This is a genomic window from Ornatilinea apprima, from assembly GCF_001306115.1.
Taxonomy (GTDB): Bacteria; Chloroflexota; Anaerolineae; order Anaerolineales; family Anaerolineaceae; genus Ornatilinea; species Ornatilinea apprima.
Window position 1 is genome coordinate 1 of record NZ_LGCL01000007.1, and the last position, 20046, is coordinate 20046.

The following is a 20046-nucleotide window of genomic DNA, read 5'->3' on the forward strand; positions in this document are numbered from 1 at the left end:
AGCAGCGCTACCTGGTTCATTACATAGGGCTTAAACACGGGGTGGGCTTGTTTTCTTCTCATTCCTTTATTGAATCATTGCTTTTTAAAAATGTAAAGGGGCTGTCCTCTACTTTTTGGACAGCCCCTTTTGTATACCTGCTGTCTTGCTTTCTTAAAGTAATATATATCATTCATAATGTAATATATAATTTACATAATGCAAGATTTATGTTATATATTATTTATGGACAAACAAGGTAACATGAAATTACGACTGGCGCGAATTGAAAAGAATCTCAATCAGCAAGAGCTGGCTGATTTGGTAGAGGTGACGCGCCAGACAATCGGCTTGATTGAAAAGGGAAGCTATAATCCGACCCTGAATCTGTGCATCAAAATTGCTAAAGCGCTGGATCGGACCCTGGATGAATTGTTTTGGGAGGAGGATTAAAATGCGAAAAAGCCCCTTTAACCTGGATGAACGAGAGCGAGATGTCTATAAAAATCTAATCGTCATTCTCTATTTCATCACGTTGATTGTTCTGATCATTTTGCAGCTATACCGGCAGTTTGTTTTGCGACAGCCATCGGAGCAATGGGATGATATTGCTCTGTTAATTACTTTCAACGTGCTGCTTTTAATTGGGGGAGGGATATTTTTAAGTGGTCATGTCAATTTGAAAAGGATCAAGATGCGGTATCTGGTGATGGGTTACGCAGCTTTTGTTTTGGTCGGATTACTTTTTACCATTTTCAAGTACACGGTCCTTTTGGGGCAGGCGATTACACTGCAGCATATCTGGAATTATTTGATCATCATTCTGCCGATCACCGCTATCCTGGTCTTGGGCTGGGGATTGCTGGGATATCTTGGGCACCAGCGAATGGAAAACAACCTCAAATAACCAAAAAAGATGCAATAAGGGATGTCCGGGTTGTCAGGCCGGGCATCCCTTTTTTTGTCGACCTCATTTTGTGGGATGGGAGGTTATTCTGCTTCGGGGGTTTCCATCACAACGACGGTGATTGTGCCAACATCCACGGTTTGACCAGGCTGCAAATTCACCAAAATTTCGCTGCCGGTGCCCTTGTAGGCGGCAACGAGCGAATTTTCTCCGGCGGGGACGCTATTGAGAATGAAGCTGCCGTCTGCGGCAGTAAAGGTGGACGCGCCGGCCGGGATCCAATAGATTTCGGCCTGTGCCAGCGGGTTACCGCGCGCGTCGGTGACGCGCCCCTGCAGGGATCCCACTCCGCGCAAAATGCTGCCCGTGCTGCTGGAGAAAAAATTAATGGCGCCAAACAGCAAGGCCACCACGGCCAAAACAACAATCACAAGACGCAGGCGGCGTTTGCGAGTAACCGAATCGGGAGGCGGGCTTGCAGGCAGACCGTTCGCAAAATCCTTTAGAGAAGGGGAATTATCCAATGACATCGTTATTCCTTTGGTGGCTATTGGATTGGGTTAATAGAAAAATCGTCCATGCAAACGGATGTTTTGTCCCAGGTTCGCAATCCAACTCCGCCTGACATGTAGGTATTGTCGGTGAACGTCAGCACTTGCTGGCCATCAACAAAGGCGGTGTATGTATTGCCTTTAACATGAATTTCAACATCGCGGGGCACGCCTGTCCAGGTATACCCCGGCGGGCGGTTGAGTGCAATGGGTGGGTTAATTTCATTTCCATTCACCCATTTTCGCACCGCGAAGGCGCCGCCCAGTCCAGGGTCGTATTGGAAAATATAACCACTTGGCCGGTTATCGTAGTTTTGCAAACGGAAAAAGACCCCATACCCATCACCCGCGTTAAGAGTGGCGCCATCGATTTTGATTACATAATCGGAGGGGGCGTTTTGCTGCGAGCATTGGTTGAAGAGAAAGTTGGGGTAAGGATTGCTGGTATTACAAAGATTGCCGTTTTGAATATTCCAGCCCTGGTTTTGGCTTGATTGCCAGCCTTCCATACTTTCGAAGGCGGATTGGCAATACGCACTCTCGCACAATGCGGTTTCAACGCCCAGGGAGGTCAGGACAGTGCAGTACAATTCACGCGTGCTGACGCCCAGCAGGTTGAGAATTAATACCAAAATGACGACTGCCAGGGCAAGGATTAATGCATATTCGGGGAATCCCTGCCCTGGGGCATGCTCTGGGAGTTTAATGGCTTTCCGCATTGGCATAAGCCTTTCTCTGAGTGTTCTTGTTCTAATTCTACAACAAGCGAACGTTGAAATTTATTCCAAAATCTGGTTATAGGTACTGGCCAGGGCCTGTTTTTGGGCGCGGGTGAGGCGTTTGATGGAAACTTCGCGCTTCATGGCTGCCGAGCGGTCGGGCAGAGATTCGAGGTAGACCAGGCGCACCGGGCCGTGCAGGCGGGTGTAGCGCGCGCCTTGGCCGCGGTTGTGCTGGCGCACGCGCCGCTCAGGGTCAGTGGTCCAGCCGGTGTAAAAAGAGCCATCGGCGCACTGCACAATGTAGCAGAAGTAACCGTTCATTGGCCTTTGGGTTTGCGCTTGCCCAGCCCCAGCAGGCGGCCAAAGGACTGGCCGAGGGTGGGAATTTCGATTTTTTCGCTGGCGGGCAGGTATTCGCGGGTGCGGCGCGCACGCAGCCAATCGGCGCGGGCGGTGCGGGCATCGTCCAGCCATGTTTCCAGGTCTGCGGCGCGCTCTTCGGCCAGCATGGCGCGTAGTTGAGACAGGGCGGCCAGGTAATTATCGAGCACACGCAGGTTATTTTCTTTTTCCAGCAGCAGCGAAGCCGCCAGGGGTTGGGTTTCGGGCTGGGTTTGGAAAGGCAGGGTGGCCAGCGAGAAGGGGTAGCCGGCAAATTTTTGACCTTCCATCCAGCCGGGCTGGGTGGTAACGGCTTGCAGCAGGGCGGCCCCGGCCATCTGGGGTAGGGCGTATGAAGCGGCCAGCAAGCCGCTGATCTCATGCGGATCGGCAAACAAGGCCTGCGCGCCGAGCAGGGCGGCCAGGTCGGTGGCTAACTGCAGGGCGTCGCTGGAGGCGCTGGGCAGGGAGGAAATGGCGATGGTGCTGTCTTTGAAGAGGTCTTCGCGGGCGGATTCTTCGTCCAGAGGGTTCAGCTCAAGGTACTGCGGGTGCAAAGCGGGCACAAAGCTGAGGGCAAAGACATTGGCAGGCAGCAGGCGCGCGGCGGCGTTGAGGAAGGCGGCTGGCGACGAGGAGGTGTCGAGCAGCACGCATTCGGGTTTGAGGTCAGGGATGATCACTTCAATGGTTTCGATGGCCTGGGCGGCCGGTTGGCAGAGCACAATCACGTCCGCGCCGCGGGCGCTGTCGCGCAGCAGCAGGCGGGTTTCATCCACCGCGCCCATTTTCTCTGCGGGGGCGTGCAGGCCGGAATCGCGGTCATGCCCCACGCGGCGAAGCTGGTGAGTTTGTTTGCTTAAAGCCAGGCCGATGGAAAGGCCGATCTGGTTCAATCCAATGATGGTGAGCTGGATGGTCATGGTATCTCCTATATGCCGATGAGGAGGCCGCGCAAGGCGTAGAGCGCCGGGGTTAGAATCCAGGCGAACAGGTCAATGCCGATGATGGGCAGCACAAAAACGATGGCGAGTAGAATGATGGGACCGTAGGGACGGATGGTTTCGAGGGCGCGCGCCCAGCGCGGCGGGAAGAGGTATTCGGCCATTTTGTCGCCATCGAGGGGGGCGAGCGGGATTAAATTGAAGAGCAACAGCAGCAAATTGATGCTGATGAAGTCCCATAAGAAGCTGTAGAGGGTGGGGAACATGCCGGTGGGGTAGCGCAGCGGAACCAGACCCAGGCGCAGGGGAATGGCGGCCAGGATGGCCAGCAGCAGGTTGGAAAGCGGGCCGGCGAAGGAAACCCACATCACCGCGGAGGGAGAGCGGCGGCGCAGGGCGTAGGGGTTGATGGGCACGGGGCGCGCCCAGCCAAAGCCCGCCATCAACAGCATGAGGGTGCCCATCAGGTCGAGGTGGGCGGCCGGGTTGAGGGTGAGGCGCCCGTTGAGGCGCGGGGTGTCATCGCCGAACTGGTTGGCCGTCCAGGCGTGGGAAAATTCGTGAATGGTGAACGCAATCACGAGGGTGATGATGCGGGATAGAAGTGTGGGAACACTCAAGCCGAACATAGGTCAGGTCTCCTCGCTCAAACCAACCGCGCTTGGGTTGTTTAAGCGGTGAAAAGCGGTCATTTTCCTGATTATAACATGGGTGGTATAATGATTTCGTGCTGCCCGACCTAAGGTTAGACGACATTGTGCAACTTCGTAAGCCACATCCCTGCGGGGGGACAGAGTGGAAGGTGGTGCGTTTGGGGGCGGATATTGGTCTGGAGTGCTGCACCTGCCAGCGCCGCGTGCTGATTTCACGGCGAGAACTGGCGCGCAGATTGAAGGTTATCCAACCGCGAGGTGATCATGATTCATCTACAGCCTGACCAGCCACGCATTGTGTTTCTGTTTTCCGATACGGGAGGCGGACACCGCAGCGCGTCAGAAGCGATTATCGAAGCCATTCAACTGGAATATCCCAACCAATTTACCACCGAGATGGTGGATATCTTTTTGCAATACGCGCCGTCGCCGTTTAATCTCGCGCCGCGCGTGTACCCGCCGCTGTCGCGCATGCCGGATGTGTGGAAGTTTGGCTACCAGATCAGCGATGGGCCGCGGCGCGCCAACATGGTGTATAACGCCATCTGGCCGTATGTGCGCCGCTCGATTCACCGCCTGATCCATGAAAACCCGTGCGATTTGATCGTGTCGGTGCATCCGCTGATCAACGCGCCGGTGCTGCGCGCGCTGCGCAAGGAGACAGTTCCGTATATCACCGTGGTGACGGACATGGTCTCAACCCACGCGGCGTGGTACAACCCGAACGCCGACCTGGTGATTGTGCCGACCGAAGCCGCCAAAGAACGCGCGGTGAAGGTGGGCGTGGCGGTTGAAAAAGTGCAGGTGGTGGGGCTGCCGGTAGCAGACCGTTTTTGCCAGCCGGTGGGCGACAAGCTGGCGCTGCGCGAGCAGTTGGGCTGGCCGCAAGACCGGCCGGTGGTGCTGCTGGTGGGCGGCGGCGAGGGCATGGGGCCGCTGGAGCAGGTGGCGCGGGCGATTGAGAAGCGCAGCCCCAACGCGGCGTTGGTGGTGATCACCGGGCGCAACCGCAAGCTGAAAGCCACTCTGGAAGCGCATAAATGGAGCATCCCTACCTTTGTGTATGGCTTTGTGCGCGATATGCCGGACTTTATGCGCGCCGCCGATATTCTGGTGAGCAAGGCCGGGCCGGGCACCATCTGCGAGGCCTTTATCGCCGGGCTGCCGATTATTCTGTACAGCAAGATGCCGGGGCAGGAAGACGGCAATGTAACCTATGTGGTACAACAGGGCGCGGGCATTTGGGCGCCGGAACCGAACCAGGTGGCAGACGCGGTGTGCCGCTGGATTGAGTCGCCGGAAGAGCGCGAGAAGGCCGCGCAAAACTGCCTGCGTGTGGCGCGGCCCGACGCGGCGCGCCAGATCGCGCGCATTCTGGCCAGCGCGGCCAGAAAAAAACAACAGGGTGGGTAGCGATTTCTTGCTCTTCAGATTTGGGTACCTTATAATTTCAACATGCCAATCCTTTCTCCCAACGCGCTCGAATTTTTCAGCCGCAGCCCCGAGCAGACGCGGCGTCTGGGCGCGCGTCTGGGCGCGCTGCTCTCGGCGGGCGATGTGGTTTGCCTTTCGGGAGACCTGGGCTCGGGCAAGACCACCTTTGTGAAGGGAATCGCCCAGGGGTGGGGGTCGCTGGACGCGGTAACCAGCCCGACCTTTGTGCTGGTGAATTATTACAGCCGCCCGCAGGGTGAGACGCTGTATCACCTGGACGCGTACCGCCTGGAGGGCGCGGAAGAGGCCGAGGCGTTGGACATGGATTGGATGCTGGACAGCGGCGCGCTGGTGGTGGAATGGCCGGAACGGATTAAGAGCGCGCTGCCAGCCGACTGCCTGTGGGTGCATTTGAGCTATATTGATGATTTGCAGCGCGGCATGGTGTTCAAAGCGGAAGGAAATCGATACAACACGCTGCTGGCGGACTTTCGCCGGCAGGCGTTTGGAGGTTAAGCATGCTGTTAGCGGTAGACACGTCTACCCAGTGGACCGGGTTGGCGCTTTATGAAGAAAATCAGGTAGTGGGTGAGATGATCTGGAACACCCGCAACCATCACACGGTCGAAATGGCGCCCGCCATTCGTTCGCTGCTTAACCGCTGCGGGGTCGAAACGCAAGACCTGAAAGCCCTGGCGGTGGCGCTGGGGCCGGGCTCGTTTACCAGTCTGCGGATTGGGCTGGCTGTGGCGAAAGGCATGGCGCTGGCGCTGCACATTCCGATGATTGGCATTCCCACCCTGGACTTTTTAGCCGCCGCCCAGCCGGGCAGCGAAGATCCGCTGGCGTGCATTCTGCGCGCGGGGCGGGGCCGCTTCGCGCTGCAGTGGTATGGTTTTATGAAAGGAAAGTGGCGGGCGCAGGGCGATTTGCAGGTGATTGAGAAGGCCAACCTGGCAGAGGCGTTTCCACCGCACAAGGCGCTGGTGGCGGGCGAGTTGAGCGCGCTGGAGCGGCAGTCGCTGGCGCGCAAGTGCAAGCAGTTAGAGCTGGCCGACCCGGCGCGCAGCGCGCGGCGGCCGGCCTACCTGGCGCAGCTGGCCTGGGCGCGCTACGAAGCCAAGCAATTCGACGAACCGGTTTCGCTGGCGCCCATTTATCTGCATGTGGTGCCGGGCTCGGTGCCAGCCGAGGCCTGAAGCGTGACCCCACCCCATCAGGATGCCTGAAATGGAAGAATCCCAACTGCTCATCCGGCGCATGCAGGAAGCGGACATTCCGCAGGTGCATGAAATTGACACCCTTTCGTTGAGCCTGCCGTGGTCTGAACGCTCTTATCGCTTTGAAGTGTGCGAGAACCGCGCCGCGCGTCCGTGGGTAGCAGAAGCAACCCTGCCCGACGGCAGCCGCAAACTGGCGGCCATGCTGGTTTTGTGGCTGATTTTGGATGAGGCGCACATTGCCACAGTGGCGGTGCACCCCGATTACCGCCGCAAGGGGATTGGCCTGCGCCTGACGGCGCACGCCCTGGCCGACGCAGCTCAAAACGGCGCGAAAACCGCGTATTTGGAAGTGCGCGCGGGAAACTTCTCGGCGCAGGAGCTGTACCAGAAGCTGGGTTTTCGCGTGGAGGGTGTTCGTCCGCGCTATTACCGCGACAATCACGAAGACGCGCTGCTAATGGCGCTGGAAAACCTGAACGCCGAGGCGCTGCAGGCGCTGGCCGGTTAAAGAATTGAATCCATTCAGACAGCCTGGCTTCTGGTAGAATCGTTGACCGGGAATCTTTGGCGATCAACCGATTTCAAATCGCGGAGCGATTTGCGATCTTAAGAAGATGAAGGAGGCGATATCGTGGACCCTGCTGAAGTGTTGCTGGAGGTATCGCGGCAGGTAAGCAACTGCAAGCGCTGCGGATTGCATTTCTCGCGAAAGAAACCGGTTCCCGGATCAGGACAAGCCAACGCCAAGATCATGTTCATTGGCGAAGGTCCGGGCTTTTATGAAAACCAGCAGGGGCTGCCATTTGTGGGCGCGGCCGGAAAATTTTTGGATGAGCTGCTGGCGGCGGCCGGCCTGAGGCGTGAAGCGGTGTTCATTACCAATGTGGTTAAATGCCGCCCGCCCGGCAACCGCGATCCGCAGGCAGACGAACTGGCTGCCTGCAATGATTACCTGGATCGGCAGATCAACGCGATTAACCCGGCGTTGATTGTTACCTTGGGCCGTTTTTCGATGGCAAAGTTTTTGCCCAACGCGAAAATCAGCGAAGTGCACGGGCAGACGCGCTGGGTGAAAGACCGGTTGGTGGTGGCAATGTATCACCCGGCGGCGGCGCTGCACCAACCAACGCTGCGACCGGTGGTGGAAGCCGATTTCGCGCGCCTGCCTGAGTTTGTGAAGATGGCCGAGAGTCACCGCCCGGCGGCGCAGGCAGCCAGCCCGGCGGCAGAGGCGGAACCGTCTGAGGAAGACCTGGGCAGCGCCACGCAGTTGAGCCTGTTCTAGCTTAGCGATGCAAGATTGAAATTCCAGGCATTTGTTAATTTGCCTGAGTTAATGAAGGAAGATGGGTATGAGTGATGAAATTCGTTCCGCGCTTGCCGCGCGGATTCGCGATCACAGCGCGAAGGTGGCGGTGATGGGGCTGGGCTATGTGGGCCTGCCGCTGGCCGTGGTGTTTGCCGAAGCCGGTTACACGGTGGTGGGCATTGATCCGATTGAATCGAAGGTGGAGAGCATCAATCGCGGTGAAAGCTATGTAATGGATATCCCTTCGGAGCAGCTGGCTGCCCTGGTTTCGGCCGGGAAGCTGCGCGCCACCACCGATACCAGCGTGTTGGCCGAGGCCGACGCGGTGAGCATATGCGTGCCCACCCCGCTGCGCAAAACCGGCGACCCGGATCTGTCGTTTATTGTTTCGGCCACTGAGTCGCTGGCGCCATTTCTGCACAGCGGCATGGTGGTGGTGCTGGAATCGTCCACGTACCCCGGCACCACGCGCGAGCTGATGCTGCCGGTGCTGACCGAGTGCTGCGAGCTGCAAGCCGGGCGGGATTTCTTCCTGGCCTTTTCGCCCGAACGGGTGGACCCCGGCCGCAAAGACTGGACGACGATCAATACCCCCAAAGTGGTGGGCGGCATCACGCCGCAGTGTTCAGATATGGCCGAGCTGTGGTACGGCCAGGCGCTGCAAACGGTGGTGAAGGTGTCTTCCTGCGAAGTGGCCGAGATGTCCAAGCTGCTGGAAAACACCTTCCGCATGATCAATATCGGGCTGGTGAACGAGCTGGCGATTATGTGCGACCGGCTGGGCGTGGATGTGTGGGAAGTGATCGACGCGGCGGCGACCAAGCCATTTGGCTTCATGAAGTTCACCCCCGGCCCCGGTCTGGGCGGGCACTGCATTCCGATTGACCCGCTGTACCTGTCGTGGAAATTGAAGAGCCTCAATTACACGGCGCGCTTTATTGAGCTGGCTTCCGAGATCAACACCGGCATGCCGCGCTTTGTGCTGCGCAAAGTGCAAGACGCGCTCAATGAGGCCGGAAAACCACTCAAGAACAGCCGGGTGCTGGTGCTGGGCGCGGCCTACAAGCCGGACATTGACGATATGCGCGAGTCGCCGGCGCTGGACGTGATCGGCCTGCTGATGCAGTTGAAAGCGGACGTGCGCTATCACGACCCGTTTGTGCCGAAAATTGAGCACGACGGTTGGGCGCTGCACAGCGTGGATGACTTAATGAAGGAAGTGGCGGCGGCGGACTGTGTGGTGATCATCACCAACCATTCCAGCTACGATTACGCCGCAATCTTGGAACAGGCCAGCCTGATTGTCGACACGCGCAACGGCCTGGGGGCAATGGGCAAAAATCAATCGAAAGTCGTGAGGCTGTAACATGGCAAATTATCTGGTAACCGGCGCGGCTGGTTTCATTGGCGCGCGCGTTAGCGAACTGCTGCTGCAAGACGGGCATACCGTACTGGGCGTGGACGATCTGAATGACGCTTACGATGTGCGCCTGAAGGAATGGCGATTGAAGCGCCTGGCTGGGCAGCCGGGTTTTCGCTTGTTTCAACAAGACTTGCGCGATTATCAGCGCCTGAAACCGGTATTTGAAAGCGGGCCGATTGACGCGGTGATCAACCTGGCGGCGCGCGCGGGCGTGCGCTACAGCGTGGAAAACCCGTTTATTTACCTGGAGACCAACAACAACGCGGTGCTCAATCTGCTGGAGCAGTGCAAAATTCACGGCGTGCCCAAATTTATTCTGGCCAGCACTTCGAGCATTTACGGCCTGAACGCGCCGATGCCCACGCCCGAAGAGACCAACAGCGACCATCCGCTGCAGCCTTATTCGGCCAGCAAAAAAGGCGCCGAGGCGATGTGCCACGCCTATCACTTTTTGCACGGGCTGGATGTAACCATCTTCCGCTTCTTCACGGTCTACGGCCCGGCGGGGCGGCCGGATATGGTCATGTTCCGCTTTTGCCAGTGGATTGCCGAAGGCCGCCCGGTGCATCTGAACGGTGACGGCGAGCAGACGCGTGGCTTCACCTATGTGGATGACATCGCACGCGGCACGATTCTGGGATTGAAACCGCTGGGCTATGAGATCATCAACCTGGGCGGGCATGAGGTGATCAGTATCAATGAGATGATCAGCGTGCTGGAAGAGCTGATTGGCAAGAAGGCCAACGTGGTGTTCCACGAAGCGCATAAGGCCGATATGCTTTCCAACTGGGCGGACGTGAGCAAAGCCCGCCGCATGCTGGGCTGGGAACCGCAGGTCTCGCTGCGCGAGGGCATGCGCCGTCTGGTGGAATGGTATATGCAAGAGAGGGAGTGGACCAGCCAGGTTCTAACGCCATGAAGCAGCGGCTAACAGACGCGCTTAAGGGATTGCGCCAGGACCGTTTGCTGCAAGGGGTGATTAAGAATACGGGCTATTTGTTCAGCAGCAGCACGGTCAGCATGGTTTTGGGCATGCTGCAGAGCATTTTCGCGGCGCGCCTGCTGGGCGTTGAGCTGCTGGGCGTGCTGGGCACCATCACCTCGTTTGCTTCCACCATCAACCGCCTGCTGTCGTTCCGCATGAGCGAGCTGGTGGTCAAATACCTGGGCCGCGACCTGACGGAAGAGCGGCGCGAGCGCGCCAAAGGGGTGGTGGCGCTGGCCGCGCTGACCGAGGCGTCGGCTTCGGTGATCGCCTTTGGGGTGCTGTATTGGCTGGCTCCGCTGGCGGCCGAATTTTTGGCCAAAGACGCTTCCTTTACCCCTTTATTTCGGATTTACGGTGTTTCGATACTGGCCGGGCTGGTGGTGGAAACCGCCACCGGCATTTTGCAGATCGATAACCGCTTCCGCGCCCAGGCGGTGATCAACGTGGCGCAGTCGGTGCTGACGGCGGCGATGATTCTGGCCGCCTTTGTGCTCAAGGGTGGGTTGTTCTGGGTGATGTTGGCCTACCTGGTGGGCAAAGTGATTTTGGGCATTGGGCCGGTGGGGCTGGCGCTGGGCAGTCTGCGGCGCCTGTTTGGGCCGGACTGGTGGCGCATTTCTGCCGAACACATGCCGAAATTGAAGGAAGTGATGCATTTCGCGGTGAGCACCAACCTGAGCGCGACGATCAATCTGCTGGTGCGCGACAGCGAACTGCTGTGGATTTCGTATTTCCTCTCTCCATTGGAAGCCGGGTATTATAAGATCGCCATGGCGGTGGTCAACCTGGTGGTGATGCCGATTACGCCTTTCATCAGCACCACTTATCCGGAGATCAGCCGCAGTGTGGCGGCTAAACAATGGCAGCGGCTGCGCCATCTGCTGCGGCGGGTAACGCTGTTCTCTGGCGCGTGGACACTGGTGACCACCCTGGGCCTGCTGGTACTGGGGCGCTGGGTGATTGGCCTGATGTACGGTGTGGAGTATATTCCCGCTTACCCGGCGCTGATGGTGCTGCTGGTGGGCTATGGGCTGGCGAATGTCTTCTTCTGGAACCGTCCCCTGCTGCTGGCGCTGGGCCTGCCGGGTTTCCCGGTGGCGGCCATGTTGGCGGGCGGGTTGGTGAAGGTGGGGCTGGCGTTTCCGCTGGTGCCGCGTTATGGCTATGTTTGCGAAGCGCTGCTGCTGACCAGCTTCTTTATCATCTCGGTGATTCCGATTTTGTGGAAGGGCATGCGCGAACTGCGCGCGGCGGAGCGGCAAAACCCGGAGGGAGCGGCGGTATGAAAATCGCCTGTATTGCCACTTCACAGGTGCCTTCCAGCACGGCCAACAGCATTCAGGTGATGAAGGCCTGCCAGGCGCTGGCACAGGTGGGAAACGAGGTGTGTTTGTGGGTGCCCGGCGCGCGCGGCGCGGAATGGGCTGCCCTGGCCGAGCAGTACGGCCTGATCACACCGTTTGAGGTGCGCTGGCTGCCCACCCGCCAGGTCTGGCGGCGCTATGATCTGGCCTGGAACGCGGCGCGGGCGGCGAAGCAGTGGGGCGCGCGGGTGGTGTATACCTGGGCGCCGCAGGCGGCGGTCTTCGCGCAGTGGCGCGGCCTGCCCGCGGTGCTGGAGCTGCACGACCGCATCACCGGCAAGGTTGGCCCGCTGTGGTTCCGGTGGTTTCTGCAGTCGCGCCGGCCCAAGCGCCTGCTGCTGATCACCGAGGCGCTGCGCGCGGTGCTGGAACGGCAGTTTGGCATGGCTTTGCCCGCGCCGGTTACACAGATCGCGCCCAACGGCACGGAAATGGAACGCTATGAGAACCTGCCCGCGGCAGAGGACGCGCGCCGCCAACTGGGCCTGCCGCAAGGATTGACGGCGGTCTTCAGCGGGCATTTTTACGCCGGGCGCGGCACCGATCTGTTGTTTGAACTGGCGCGCCACCTGCCGGAATTGAATTTTGTGTGGGTTGGCGGGCGTGAAAAAGATGTGGCCGCGTTGCGCGAGAAGCTGGCCGAGGCGAACATGGAAAATGTGGTGTTGAGCGGATTTGTGCCCAACGCGCACCTGCCGCTGTACCAGGCGGCGGGCGATTTTCTGCTGATGCCGTATGAGCGCTCGATTGCCGGGTCGGGGGGCGGCGACAGCGCGGCGATTTGCAGCCCGATGAAAATGTTTGACTACCTGGCGGCCGGGCGGGTGATCGTTACCAGCGAACTGCCGGTGCTGCATGAAATCTTAAATGAGCATAACGCCGTCTTTTGCCCGCCGGAAGACGCGGCGGCCTGGGCAGACGCCCTGCGCGGGCTGATGCGAGACCCGGCGCGGCGCGAGAGCCTGTCCGCGCGGGCGCGGGAAGACGCGCACAGCTATACGTGGAAGGCGCGCGCTGAACGCGCGCTGGACGGATTACGCCAGGCATGATTGGAAAGGAATCCTGAGGAGATGCATTTCTTTCAGAAACCCATGATGAAAAATGCTGTGATTGCCCTGGTGAGTGGTGCCGGATTGGGGGCGGCCGCGGCGGCCTTTGTGCCAGGCGCGTATGCCAGCAGCTTTTGGATCAGCGCGCTGCTGTTGAGCGTGTCGGTTTTTATTTTGATCTGCGCCTGGCGCTGGGGTGGCGGGCAAAAGGGCCTTGCGGCGATGATGGCGGCCGCTTTTCTGGTGCGGCTGGTGTTTGGCATTGGAATCAGCGCGGTGCTGCCGGTTTACGGCTACGATAATGATGAGCAGAACGCCGGTTACCTGTTTACGGATGCCTACCGGCGCGATGATGAGGCCTGGGGGCTGCGTCTGAACCCCGGCTCGCTGTGGGAGGTGATGCGCTCGGAGTTTGACACCGACCAGTACGGTGGTTTGCTGGTGTTGAGCGGCATTGTCTACCGCGGGATCAGCCCAGACGCGCACCGCCCGCAGTTGATTGTGATGCTGGGCGCGTTCTTCATCGCGCTGGGGCTGCCGTTCTTCTGGCGCGCCAGCCGCGCGTTGTTTGATGAAAAGATGGCCCGCGCGGCGGGCTGGATTTACGCCCTCTATCCGGATGGCATTCTGTACGGCAGTTCGCAGTTACGCGAGCCGTTTATGCTGGGGCTGTTCGCGATTGGCTTCTGGGCAGTGTGCGACTGGAAGAACGGCGCGCGCTGGAAGCGGCTGCTGGGTTTTGGCCTGGCGGCAGCCGGAATGCTGCTGATCTCCTCGCGCATCGCGGTGATGGCGCTGCTGGCGCTGGCGGTATGGTTCTGGGTGATTCACACGTCTCCACGCCAGAAGAAGCTGAGCTGGCTGGGTTACGCGGCCATCGCCGGGGCCGGGCTGGCGCTGGCGGGTATCTTCTGGGTGTGGCTGCGCGAATCGCTGAGCTGGGACATGACCCTGGCGGTGCAGAATTCCGGCTGGGTAGCCAAGCTGATCGAAGGCCGCCCGCGGGTGTTCCAGATGGGCTTTATCACCATCTACGGCCTGTTGCGCCCGCTGCTGCCGGCGGCGATTGCCGACCCCTCCAACCCGATCTGGAAAACGATTGCCATCGTCCGCTCGGCGGGCTGGTACGCCCTGGCGCCTTTCTTGCTCTACAGCCCGCTGGCGCTGCTGCGCGCGCAAGACCGCGCTGAACGGCGCCGGATGCTGGTGATGGTGATCACCCTGCTGGTGTGGGTGCTGATTTCTTCCCTGAGGGCGGGCGGCGACGATTGGGATAATCCGCGCTACCGGATTGCCTTTTTGCCCTGGCTGGCGCTGGCTGCGCCCTGGGCACTGGCGAAGGCCAGAGCGGCGCGCGACGCCTGGCTGGCGCGCCTGATCGCGGTGGAAGTGGTCTTTCTGCTGTTTTTCACTAACTGGTACTTCAGCCGCTACTTCAACTGGTTCGGCCGCCTGCCGTTCTGGACGATGGTGGCCTGGATTGTGGCGTTGAGCGGTTTGATTGTGGTGGGCGGTCTGGTGTGGGACGCGCGCGGCTGGCTGGCGCGAAAATTCCAAAAAAGTAAATAAAGGGCAGGCGATATGCACAGCTTCTGGCGTTCAAAAACAAGAGTTACCCTGCTGTTCCTGGTTCTGCTGGGCGCGCTGGTGTTTTTGCCGCTGGTTTCCCAATTAGGTTATTATCACGACGACTGGCATGTGGCCTGGGCCGGCTACACACGCGGTCCGCAGCAGATTTTTGACCAGCACCTCACCGACCGCCCCTTTATGGGGCTGATCTACGCCGGAACCTACATGCTGCTGGGAGACAGCCCGCAAGCCTGGCAGTTGTACAGCGTGGCGATGAAAATTGGCGGCGCGCTGATTTTTTACTGGCTGGGCTGCCTGATCTGGCCGCGCAAGCCGCATCTGTCCGGGATCGCCGCGGCGTTGTTCCTGGTCTTCCCTGGATTTTTACAACTGCCAACCGCCAGCGCGTATTCCAATCACATGGTGGGGCTGAACATGGGGCTGCTTTCGCTGGCGCTTAGCCTGCAGCTCACGCGGGTGGACCCGCGGCGCAAAGGTCTGCGCGTGTTGTTAACGCTGGCCGCGATGGCTGCGGCGCTGGTGTGCTATCTGATCATGGAATGGATGATCGGCCTGGAGTTCGCGCGCGGCGCGCTGCTGCTGGCGTTTGGACAGGGCGAAGCGCAAGGCTGGCGCGAGAGAGCGAAAACCGCGCTGCTGCGCTGGCTGCCCAATCTGCTGGCGTTTGGCGCGTTTCTGGTGTGGCGCATCTTCATCTTTGAGAGCGCGCGCTCGGTGATTGATGTGGGCGCGCTGGGACAAAGCTACCTGGCGCAGCCGGGGGCGATGATTCCGCGCCTGCTTGCCGAAACGCTGCAAGACTTTTTTGAAGCGCTGGTTTTGAGCTGGGCGGTTCCACTCTATAACACCACACACAGCGTGGAGCCGGGGCAGTTCTTCCTCTCGCTGGCCTTTGGCCTGGTGGCCGGCGGGCTGATGCTGGTGTATCTGCGGCGCATGCAGATTCACCAGCCCGACAGCGCCTTTTTCCCGCAGACACAGCGTCAGGAGATGCGGGTGGTGCTGGTGGTGGGCCTGGCGTGGGTGCTGTTCACCATCGCGCCGGTGGTGGCAGCCAATCGCTCGGTGGAATTTGAGAACACGTTTGACCGCTACACGCTGGCGGCCGCGCCGGGCGTGGTGCTGGCGCTTGTGGCGGCGGTTTCGCTGGTGATGGATAGCCGCGCTAATCGCTTGCTGTTTGTGGCGCTGGCGGCGGTCTCGGCTATGACGCATTACAACAACGCTGTGTATTTTCAGCAGTTTTGGGAGGCGCAGCGGCAGGTGTGGTGGCAATTGGCCTGGCGCGCCCCCGATTTTCAAGATCACAGCGTGCTGACCGCGCTGCTGCCCAAAGACTACCGTCTGGCGGAGAGCTACGAGATCTGGGGGCCGGCCAACATCATCTACCGTCCGGAGGGTGGCGAGCTGAAACTGACCGGCGAGGTGCTCAACCAGGAGACTTTGCAGCCGATGTTGAGCGCGTTTTCGTTTGGGCGTACCTTCCGGCGAATTCCCATGACGCTGGATTTTTCCAACCTGGTGGTGATGAGCCTGCCGGGTGAAGGGGCCTGCCTGCATGTCTTCGACGGCAGCTACCCGGAGGTCTCGGATCGGGAAGACGCCTGGATTCGGGCGGTGGCCAGCCGCTCGCGGGTGGATTTGATCCGCACGGAGGCAAGCGCAAACCTGCCGCCGGTGGAGATTTTTGGCCCAGAACCAGCGCACAACTGGTGCTATTATTACCAGAAAGCCAGCTTGGCGCGCCAGCAGGAGAACTGGGAAGAGGCCGTCCGCCTGGGCGACGAAGCGCGCGCCAAAGGCCTGCGGCCGGTTGATCTGGTGGAGTGGATGCCGTTTTATTTCGCTTACTCCAAATTGGGCCGTTACGATGACGCCAACCAGATCTCGGCCGAGCTGCGTTTGAACCAGAACCTGATCGAGTCGCTGTGCGCGGAATACACGCGGCGCGACCCGCCCGACGGCTATTCGGTCCGTAATCTGTGCGAGCCGAATGAATAACCGGAATGAAGACCGCTGCCAATGATATAATTGCAGCGGTTGTTTTTTATGATTGCAGGTACACCGGACAACCCAAATTTTCTTGCGCTGGAGAGTGGAATGTATCTTTCGGTAGTGGTGCCGGTATATAACGAGCGGGATAACCTGCCTTTGCTGTACCAGGCGGTGGTGGACGCGCTGAAGCCCATTGAGAAACCCTGGGAGTTGATTCTGGTGGATGACGGCAGTCGCGACGACAGCCTGCCGGTGCTCGAATCGCTGGCGGACAGCGACCCGCAGCGCGTGCGGGTGATCGCTTTGCGGCGCAATTTTGGTCAAACGGCGGCCATCGCGGCGGGGATTGACCACGCCACCGGTGCGGTGGTGGTGCTGATGGACGCTGACCTGCAAAACGACCCGCAGGATATTCCCATGATGCTGGAAAAACTGGAGCAGGGCTACGATGTGATCAGCGGCTGGCGCAAGAACCGCCAGGATACGTTTATCACCCGCACGCTGCCCTCCAACCTGGCAAATTGGCTGATCTCCAAAACCACCGGGGTTAAGTTGCACGATTACGGCTGCACGCTGAAAGCCTACCGGCGCGAAGTGATCACCGGTTTCCGGTTGTACGGCGAGATGCACCGCTTTATCCCCGTGTTTGCCAATTCGGTGGGCGCGCGCATTCTGGAAGTGCCAGTGAACCATCATCCGCGCAAGTTCGGCAAGGCCAAATACGGCCTGGAGCGCACCTTTAAGGTGGTGCTGGACCTGTTCACCGTGCAGTTTTTGAGCCGCTATGCCAACAAGCCCATCTACCTGTTTGGCGGGACGGGCAGCGTTCTGATTCTGGTGAGCGGGCTGGTGCTGTTTTACCTGTTCATTCGGCGCATCTTCTTCGATGTGTCGGTGATGAATTCTCCGCTGTTTCAAATAAGCACCATGGTGGCCATTCTGGGCTTCCAGTCGATTTTGATGGGGCTGATTGCCGAGCTGTTGGCGCGCACTTACCACGAGTCGCAGGGCAAGCCCACCTACACGGTGCGCAAAAAAATCAACTTCACTGAAGACGATCATTCCTGAGCGGCCATGCGAATATTAGTGCTGACCCATGAATACCCGCCAGTGGGCGGGGGCGGAGGCCGGGTGGCGCAAGATGTATGCGCCGGGCTGGCCGCGCGCGGACATGAAGTGCGCGTGCTGACCGCGCATTGCGCCGATCTGCCTTTCTATGAAAAGCGGGATGGCGTGGAGGTGCTTTTTCTGAAGTCCGGGCGCGCGCAGTTGTTCCGCGCCAGCCTGAAGGCGATGGCCGGGTATGTGTGGCAGGCCTTCTGGCAGGGGCTGAAGCAGATCCGCGCGTGGAAGCCGGACGTGATTCACGCCCAGTTTGCTGTGCCGGCCGGGGCGGCTGCCTGGGCGCTTTCGCTGGTGACGGGCACACCGTATGTGCTCACCGCGCACCTGGGGGATGTGCCGGGTGGCACGCCGGAAAAAACGGGTAAATGGTTCCAGATGATTTATCCCTTCACCCCGCCGATCTGGAAGCGCGCCGCGCGCGTAACGGCGGTGAGCGCGTTCACCCGCGACCTGGCGCTGAAGCATTACCCGGTAGCGGTGCAGGTGATCCCTAACGGGGTAGATTTACAGGCGGTGAGCGCGGGTGAAATCACCTTGCACCAGCCGCCGGTGGTGGTGTTCGCCGGGCGATTTATGCAGCAGAAGAACGTGGTGCAGATCGCGCGGGTGATGAACCGCCTGGCCGACCTGGACTGGCGCTGTCTGATGCTGGGTGACGGTCCTTTGAAGGCGGAGGTGGAAGCCGAGATTGCGCGCGGGGGGTGCGCGGAACGCTTTGAGCTGCCTGGCTGGGTAACGCCGCAGCAGGTGCTGGAAGCGTTTGAACAGGCAGATATTTTGTTGATGCCCTCTTATTCGGAAGGGCTGCCGGTGGTGGGTGTGCAGGCGATGGCCAAAGGGCTGGCGCTGGCGTTGAGCGGCGCGGGCGGCAACCCTGAACTGGTGGAAGCGGGGCGCAACGGCGTTCTGCTGGAGCCGGAGGACGAGGCCGGCTACGAGGCCGCGCTGCGCGTCTGGTTGAGCGACCCGGAAAAGCTGCTGGCGGCGCGCCGGGCCAGCCGCGAGCTGGCGCAGCGCTTCGACCTGGGCAAGATTGTGGACGAATACGAGCAAGTGTTGCGCGCCGCGGCGCGATAGACCTATCTGATGAGGCCGGGCGCGAGCGCTGGATGCCCGGCAAGCGAGGAAGAAGCATGCAATTTGAGAAAATTTGCATTTTGGGGCTGGGTTATATTGGTTTGCCTTCGGCCAGCACTTTTGCCACCCACGGTCTGCAGGTGGTGGGGGTAGACGTGGACCAGCGGGTGGTGAGCGGCCTGAAGAACGGCGAAGTGCACCTGTTTGAGCCGGGGCTGCGCACGCTGGTGCAGGCGGCGATTAAGTCTGGCAAGCTGACCATCAGCAGCCAGCCGGAGGAGGCCGATGCCTTTATCATCGCCGTGCCTACCCCGTTTTTGGAAGACAAACGCGCCGATATGCGCTTTGTGATTTCGGCTACCGAGGCGATTGTGCCGGTGCTGCGGCGCGGCAACCTGGTGGTGCTCGAGTCGACTTCTCCGCCGCGCACCACGGTAGACCTGGTGGCGCCCATTCTGGAACGGTCGGGGCTGAAAGCGGGCGAGGATTTCTTCCTGGCTTACAGCCCGGAGCGGGTTCTGCCCGGCCAGATTCTGAAAGAGCTGATTGAGAACGCGCGCGTGATCGGCGGCATAGACGCGGCCTCGGCGGAAGCCGGGCGCGATCTGTACCGCGTGTTTGTGCGCGGCGACATTGTGCTGACCGACTCGACCACGGCCGAGATGGTCAAGATCATGGAAAACACCTACCGCGACGTGAACATCGCCATCGCCAACGAGTTCTCGCGCCTGGCCGACCGCTTCGGCGTGGACGTATGGGAGGCGATTGAAATTGCCAACCGCCACCCGCGGGTCAATATTTTGCGGCCAGGGCCGGGGGTGGGCGGGCATTGCATCAGCGTTGACCCGTGGTTTTTGGTGGAGGCCGCTCCCGACCTGACGCCGCTGATCCGCACGGCGCGCGAGGTCAACGACAGCCAGCCGCATTTTGTGCTCAAATTGGCGCAGAAGTTGCTGGGCGGTAATCTGAGCGGGCGCACGGTGGCCGTGCTGGGGCTGACCTATAAGCCGGATGTGGATGACTTCCGCGAAAGCCCGGCGGTGGAAGCGGCGCTGCTGCTGCAGGCGGCCGGGGCGCGGGTGCGCGCTCACGATCCTTTTCAGCCCAAACAACCGATTGACGGTCTGGATCTGTGCGATTTGGATGAGGCGCTACGCGGCGCGGACGCGCTGGTGGTGCTGGTGGCGCACAGCGAGTACCGGCAGTTGAATCCGCAGGCGCTGGCGGCCAAAACCACCGCGCGCAGCGTGCTGGACGCGGTGCATATCTTTGACGAATCTGCCTGGCGCGAAGCCGGGTTTAACCTGCAACGCCTGGGGCGCGCTTTCTAGC

Annotated in this window: 22 protein-coding genes; 17 read left to right on the forward strand and 5 right to left on the reverse strand. The window is 60.0% G+C overall.

The genetic code is table 11. The annotated features are described in order from the left end of the window. Nucleotides 1–225: 225 nt before the first annotated feature. Nucleotides 226–432: a helix-turn-helix transcriptional regulator gene (locus tag ADN00_RS01855; protein WP_407944709.1), complete on the forward strand. Its 207-nt coding sequence runs from the start codon at nt 226–228 to the stop codon at nt 430–432. A gap of 1 nt (nt 433) precedes the next feature. Further along, nucleotides 434–886, forward strand: a complete 453-nt coding sequence (locus tag ADN00_RS01860; protein ID WP_075061258.1) for a hypothetical protein — start codon at nt 434–436, stop codon at nt 884–886. A gap of 83 nt (nt 887–969) precedes the next feature. Here the strand turns inward: ADN00_RS01860 and ADN00_RS01865 are convergent, their stop codons facing one another. From ADN00_RS01865 to ADN00_RS01885, 5 genes are read right to left on the reverse strand one after another with little or no spacing between them, the layout of a single operon-like run. Continuing rightward, the gene (locus ADN00_RS01865) at nt 970–1416 is read right to left on the reverse strand and encodes a carboxypeptidase regulatory-like domain-containing protein (RefSeq protein WP_075061259.1); all 447 of its coding nucleotides are present in this window, start codon (nt 1414–1416) and stop codon (nt 970–972) included. A 17-nt stretch (nt 1417–1433) separates the two neighbouring features. Next, nucleotides 1434–2162 carry a family 16 glycoside hydrolase gene (locus ADN00_RS01870; RefSeq protein WP_075061260.1) on the reverse strand — a complete coding sequence of 243 codons (729 nt, stop codon included), beginning with the start codon at nt 2160–2162 and terminating at the stop codon, nt 1434–1436. 54 nt (nt 2163–2216) lie between these two features. Beyond that, a complete protein-coding gene (locus tag ADN00_RS01875) occupies nt 2217–2480 on the reverse strand; it encodes a GIY-YIG nuclease family protein (RefSeq protein WP_075061261.1) in 264 nt (87 codons plus the stop codon). Continuing rightward, nucleotides 2477–3463, reverse strand: a complete 987-nt coding sequence (locus tag ADN00_RS01880) for a prephenate dehydrogenase/arogenate dehydrogenase family protein (RefSeq protein WP_075061262.1) — start codon at nt 3461–3463, stop codon at nt 2477–2479. Before ADN00_RS01880 ends, ADN00_RS01875 begins: the two co-directional genes overlap by 4 nt. A gap of 8 nt (nt 3464–3471) precedes the next feature. Next, on the reverse strand, nt 3472–4113 hold the full coding sequence (locus ADN00_RS01885) for a site-2 protease family protein (RefSeq protein ID WP_075061263.1): 642 nt from the start codon (nt 4111–4113) through the stop codon (nt 3472–3474). Nucleotides 4114–4211: 98 nt separating this feature from the next. Between ADN00_RS01885 and ADN00_RS20395 the strand changes: the two genes are divergently transcribed. The 15 genes from ADN00_RS20395 to ADN00_RS01960 all read left to right on the forward strand — a co-directional run bounded on the left by ADN00_RS20395 (nt 4212) and on the right by ADN00_RS01960 (nt 20045). After that, nucleotides 4212–4421, forward strand: a complete 210-nt coding sequence (locus tag ADN00_RS20395; protein WP_201781131.1) for a DUF951 domain-containing protein — start codon at nt 4212–4214, stop codon at nt 4419–4421. Continuing rightward, the gene (locus ADN00_RS01895) at nt 4402–5550 is read left to right on the forward strand and encodes an MGDG synthase family glycosyltransferase (protein WP_075061264.1); all 1149 of its coding nucleotides are present in this window, start codon (nt 4402–4404) and stop codon (nt 5548–5550) included. Before ADN00_RS20395 ends, ADN00_RS01895 begins: the two co-directional genes overlap by 20 nt. A gap of 42 nt (nt 5551–5592) precedes the next feature. Beyond that, nucleotides 5593–6087: a tRNA (adenosine(37)-N6)-threonylcarbamoyltransferase complex ATPase subunit type 1 TsaE gene (gene tsaE, locus ADN00_RS01900; protein ID WP_075061265.1), complete on the forward strand. Its 495-nt coding sequence runs from the start codon at nt 5593–5595 to the stop codon at nt 6085–6087. Between the two features lie 2 nt (nt 6088–6089). Continuing rightward, complete coding sequence (gene tsaB, locus ADN00_RS01905; RefSeq protein ID WP_075061266.1) at nt 6090–6770, forward strand: tRNA (adenosine(37)-N6)-threonylcarbamoyltransferase complex dimerization subunit type 1 TsaB; 681 nt, start codon at nt 6090–6092, stop codon at nt 6768–6770. A gap of 31 nt (nt 6771–6801) precedes the next feature. Further along, entirely contained in the window at nt 6802–7302 is a 501-nt protein-coding gene (rimI, locus tag ADN00_RS01910) for a ribosomal protein S18-alanine N-acetyltransferase (protein ID WP_075061267.1), read from the forward strand. 123 nt (nt 7303–7425) lie between these two features. Then, a complete protein-coding gene (locus tag ADN00_RS01915) occupies nt 7426–8079 on the forward strand; it encodes a uracil-DNA glycosylase (protein WP_075061268.1) in 654 nt (217 codons plus the stop codon). Nucleotides 8080–8140: 61 nt separating this feature from the next. Beyond that, a complete protein-coding gene (locus tag ADN00_RS01920) occupies nt 8141–9469 on the forward strand; it encodes a nucleotide sugar dehydrogenase (protein ID WP_075061269.1) in 1329 nt (442 codons plus the stop codon). 1 nt (nt 9470) lies between these two features. Further along, a complete protein-coding gene (locus ADN00_RS01925; protein ID WP_075061270.1) occupies nt 9471–10445 on the forward strand; it encodes a GDP-mannose 4,6-dehydratase in 975 nt (324 codons plus the stop codon). Next, a complete protein-coding gene (locus ADN00_RS01930; protein WP_075061271.1) occupies nt 10442–11800 on the forward strand; it encodes a lipopolysaccharide biosynthesis protein in 1359 nt (452 codons plus the stop codon). Before ADN00_RS01925 ends, ADN00_RS01930 begins: the two co-directional genes overlap by 4 nt. Next, entirely contained in the window at nt 11797–12927 is a 1131-nt protein-coding gene (locus tag ADN00_RS01935) for a glycosyltransferase (RefSeq protein WP_075061272.1), read from the forward strand. Before ADN00_RS01930 ends, ADN00_RS01935 begins: the two co-directional genes overlap by 4 nt. 42 nt (nt 12928–12969) lie before the next feature. Then, entirely contained in the window at nt 12970–14496 is a 1527-nt protein-coding gene (locus ADN00_RS01940; RefSeq protein WP_152966219.1) for a hypothetical protein, read from the forward strand. Between the two features lie 12 nt (nt 14497–14508). Continuing rightward, nucleotides 14509–16518 carry a hypothetical protein gene (locus ADN00_RS01945; protein ID WP_075061274.1) on the forward strand — a complete coding sequence of 670 codons (2010 nt, stop codon included), beginning with the start codon at nt 14509–14511 and terminating at the stop codon, nt 16516–16518. A 99-nt stretch (nt 16519–16617) separates the two neighbouring features. Further along, the gene (locus ADN00_RS01950; protein ID WP_075061275.1) at nt 16618–17580 is read left to right on the forward strand and encodes a glycosyltransferase family 2 protein; all 963 of its coding nucleotides are present in this window, start codon (nt 16618–16620) and stop codon (nt 17578–17580) included. 6 nt (nt 17581–17586) lie between these two features. Next, nucleotides 17587–18714, forward strand: a complete 1128-nt coding sequence (locus ADN00_RS01955) for a glycosyltransferase family 4 protein (RefSeq protein ID WP_082389804.1) — start codon at nt 17587–17589, stop codon at nt 18712–18714. Between the two features lie 56 nt (nt 18715–18770). Next, entirely contained in the window at nt 18771–20045 is a 1275-nt protein-coding gene (locus tag ADN00_RS01960; RefSeq protein WP_075061277.1) for a nucleotide sugar dehydrogenase, read from the forward strand. Nucleotide 20046: the final 1 nt, after the last annotated feature.

Bases quoted from the DNA above. Each gene is read 5' to 3' on its own strand.
- ADN00_RS01855 (WP_407944709.1), top strand. From the start codon at position 226: ATGGACAAACAAGGTAACATGAAATTACGACTGGCGCGAATTGAAAAG.
- ADN00_RS01860 (WP_075061258.1), top strand. From the start codon at position 434: ATGCGAAAAAGCCCCTTTAACCTGGATGAACGAGAGCGAGATGTCTAT.
- ADN00_RS01865 (WP_075061259.1), bottom strand. From the start codon at position 1,416: ATGTCATTGGATAATTCCCCTTCTCTAAAGGATTTTGCGAACGGTCTG.
- ADN00_RS01870 (WP_075061260.1), bottom strand. From the start codon at position 2,162: ATGCCAATGCGGAAAGCCATTAAACTCCCAGAGCATGCCCCAGGGCAG.
- ADN00_RS01875 (WP_075061261.1), bottom strand. From the start codon at position 2,480: ATGAACGGTTACTTCTGCTACATTGTGCAGTGCGCCGATGGCTCTTTT.
- ADN00_RS01880 (WP_075061262.1), bottom strand. From the start codon at position 3,463: ATGACCATCCAGCTCACCATCATTGGATTGAACCAGATCGGCCTTTCC.
- ADN00_RS01885 (WP_075061263.1), bottom strand. From the start codon at position 4,113: ATGTTCGGCTTGAGTGTTCCCACACTTCTATCCCGCATCATCACCCTC.
- ADN00_RS01895 (WP_075061264.1), top strand. From the start codon at position 4,402: ATGATTCATCTACAGCCTGACCAGCCACGCATTGTGTTTCTGTTTTCC.
- tsaE (WP_075061265.1), top strand. From the start codon at position 5,593: ATGCCAATCCTTTCTCCCAACGCGCTCGAATTTTTCAGCCGCAGCCCC.
- tsaB (WP_075061266.1), top strand. From the start codon at position 6,090: ATGCTGTTAGCGGTAGACACGTCTACCCAGTGGACCGGGTTGGCGCTT.
- rimI (WP_075061267.1), top strand. From the start codon at position 6,802: ATGGAAGAATCCCAACTGCTCATCCGGCGCATGCAGGAAGCGGACATT.
- ADN00_RS01920 (WP_075061269.1), top strand. From the start codon at position 8,141: ATGGGTATGAGTGATGAAATTCGTTCCGCGCTTGCCGCGCGGATTCGC.
- ADN00_RS01925 (WP_075061270.1), top strand. From the start codon at position 9,471: ATGGCAAATTATCTGGTAACCGGCGCGGCTGGTTTCATTGGCGCGCGC.
- ADN00_RS01930 (WP_075061271.1), top strand. From the start codon at position 10,442: ATGAAGCAGCGGCTAACAGACGCGCTTAAGGGATTGCGCCAGGACCGT.
- ADN00_RS01935 (WP_075061272.1), top strand. From the start codon at position 11,797: ATGAAAATCGCCTGTATTGCCACTTCACAGGTGCCTTCCAGCACGGCC.
- ADN00_RS01940 (WP_152966219.1), top strand. From the start codon at position 12,970: ATGATGAAAAATGCTGTGATTGCCCTGGTGAGTGGTGCCGGATTGGGG.
- ADN00_RS01945 (WP_075061274.1), top strand. From the start codon at position 14,509: ATGCACAGCTTCTGGCGTTCAAAAACAAGAGTTACCCTGCTGTTCCTG.
- ADN00_RS01950 (WP_075061275.1), top strand. From the start codon at position 16,618: ATGTATCTTTCGGTAGTGGTGCCGGTATATAACGAGCGGGATAACCTG.
- ADN00_RS01955 (WP_082389804.1), top strand. From the start codon at position 17,587: ATGCGAATATTAGTGCTGACCCATGAATACCCGCCAGTGGGCGGGGGC.
- ADN00_RS01960 (WP_075061277.1), top strand. From the start codon at position 18,771: ATGCAATTTGAGAAAATTTGCATTTTGGGGCTGGGTTATATTGGTTTG.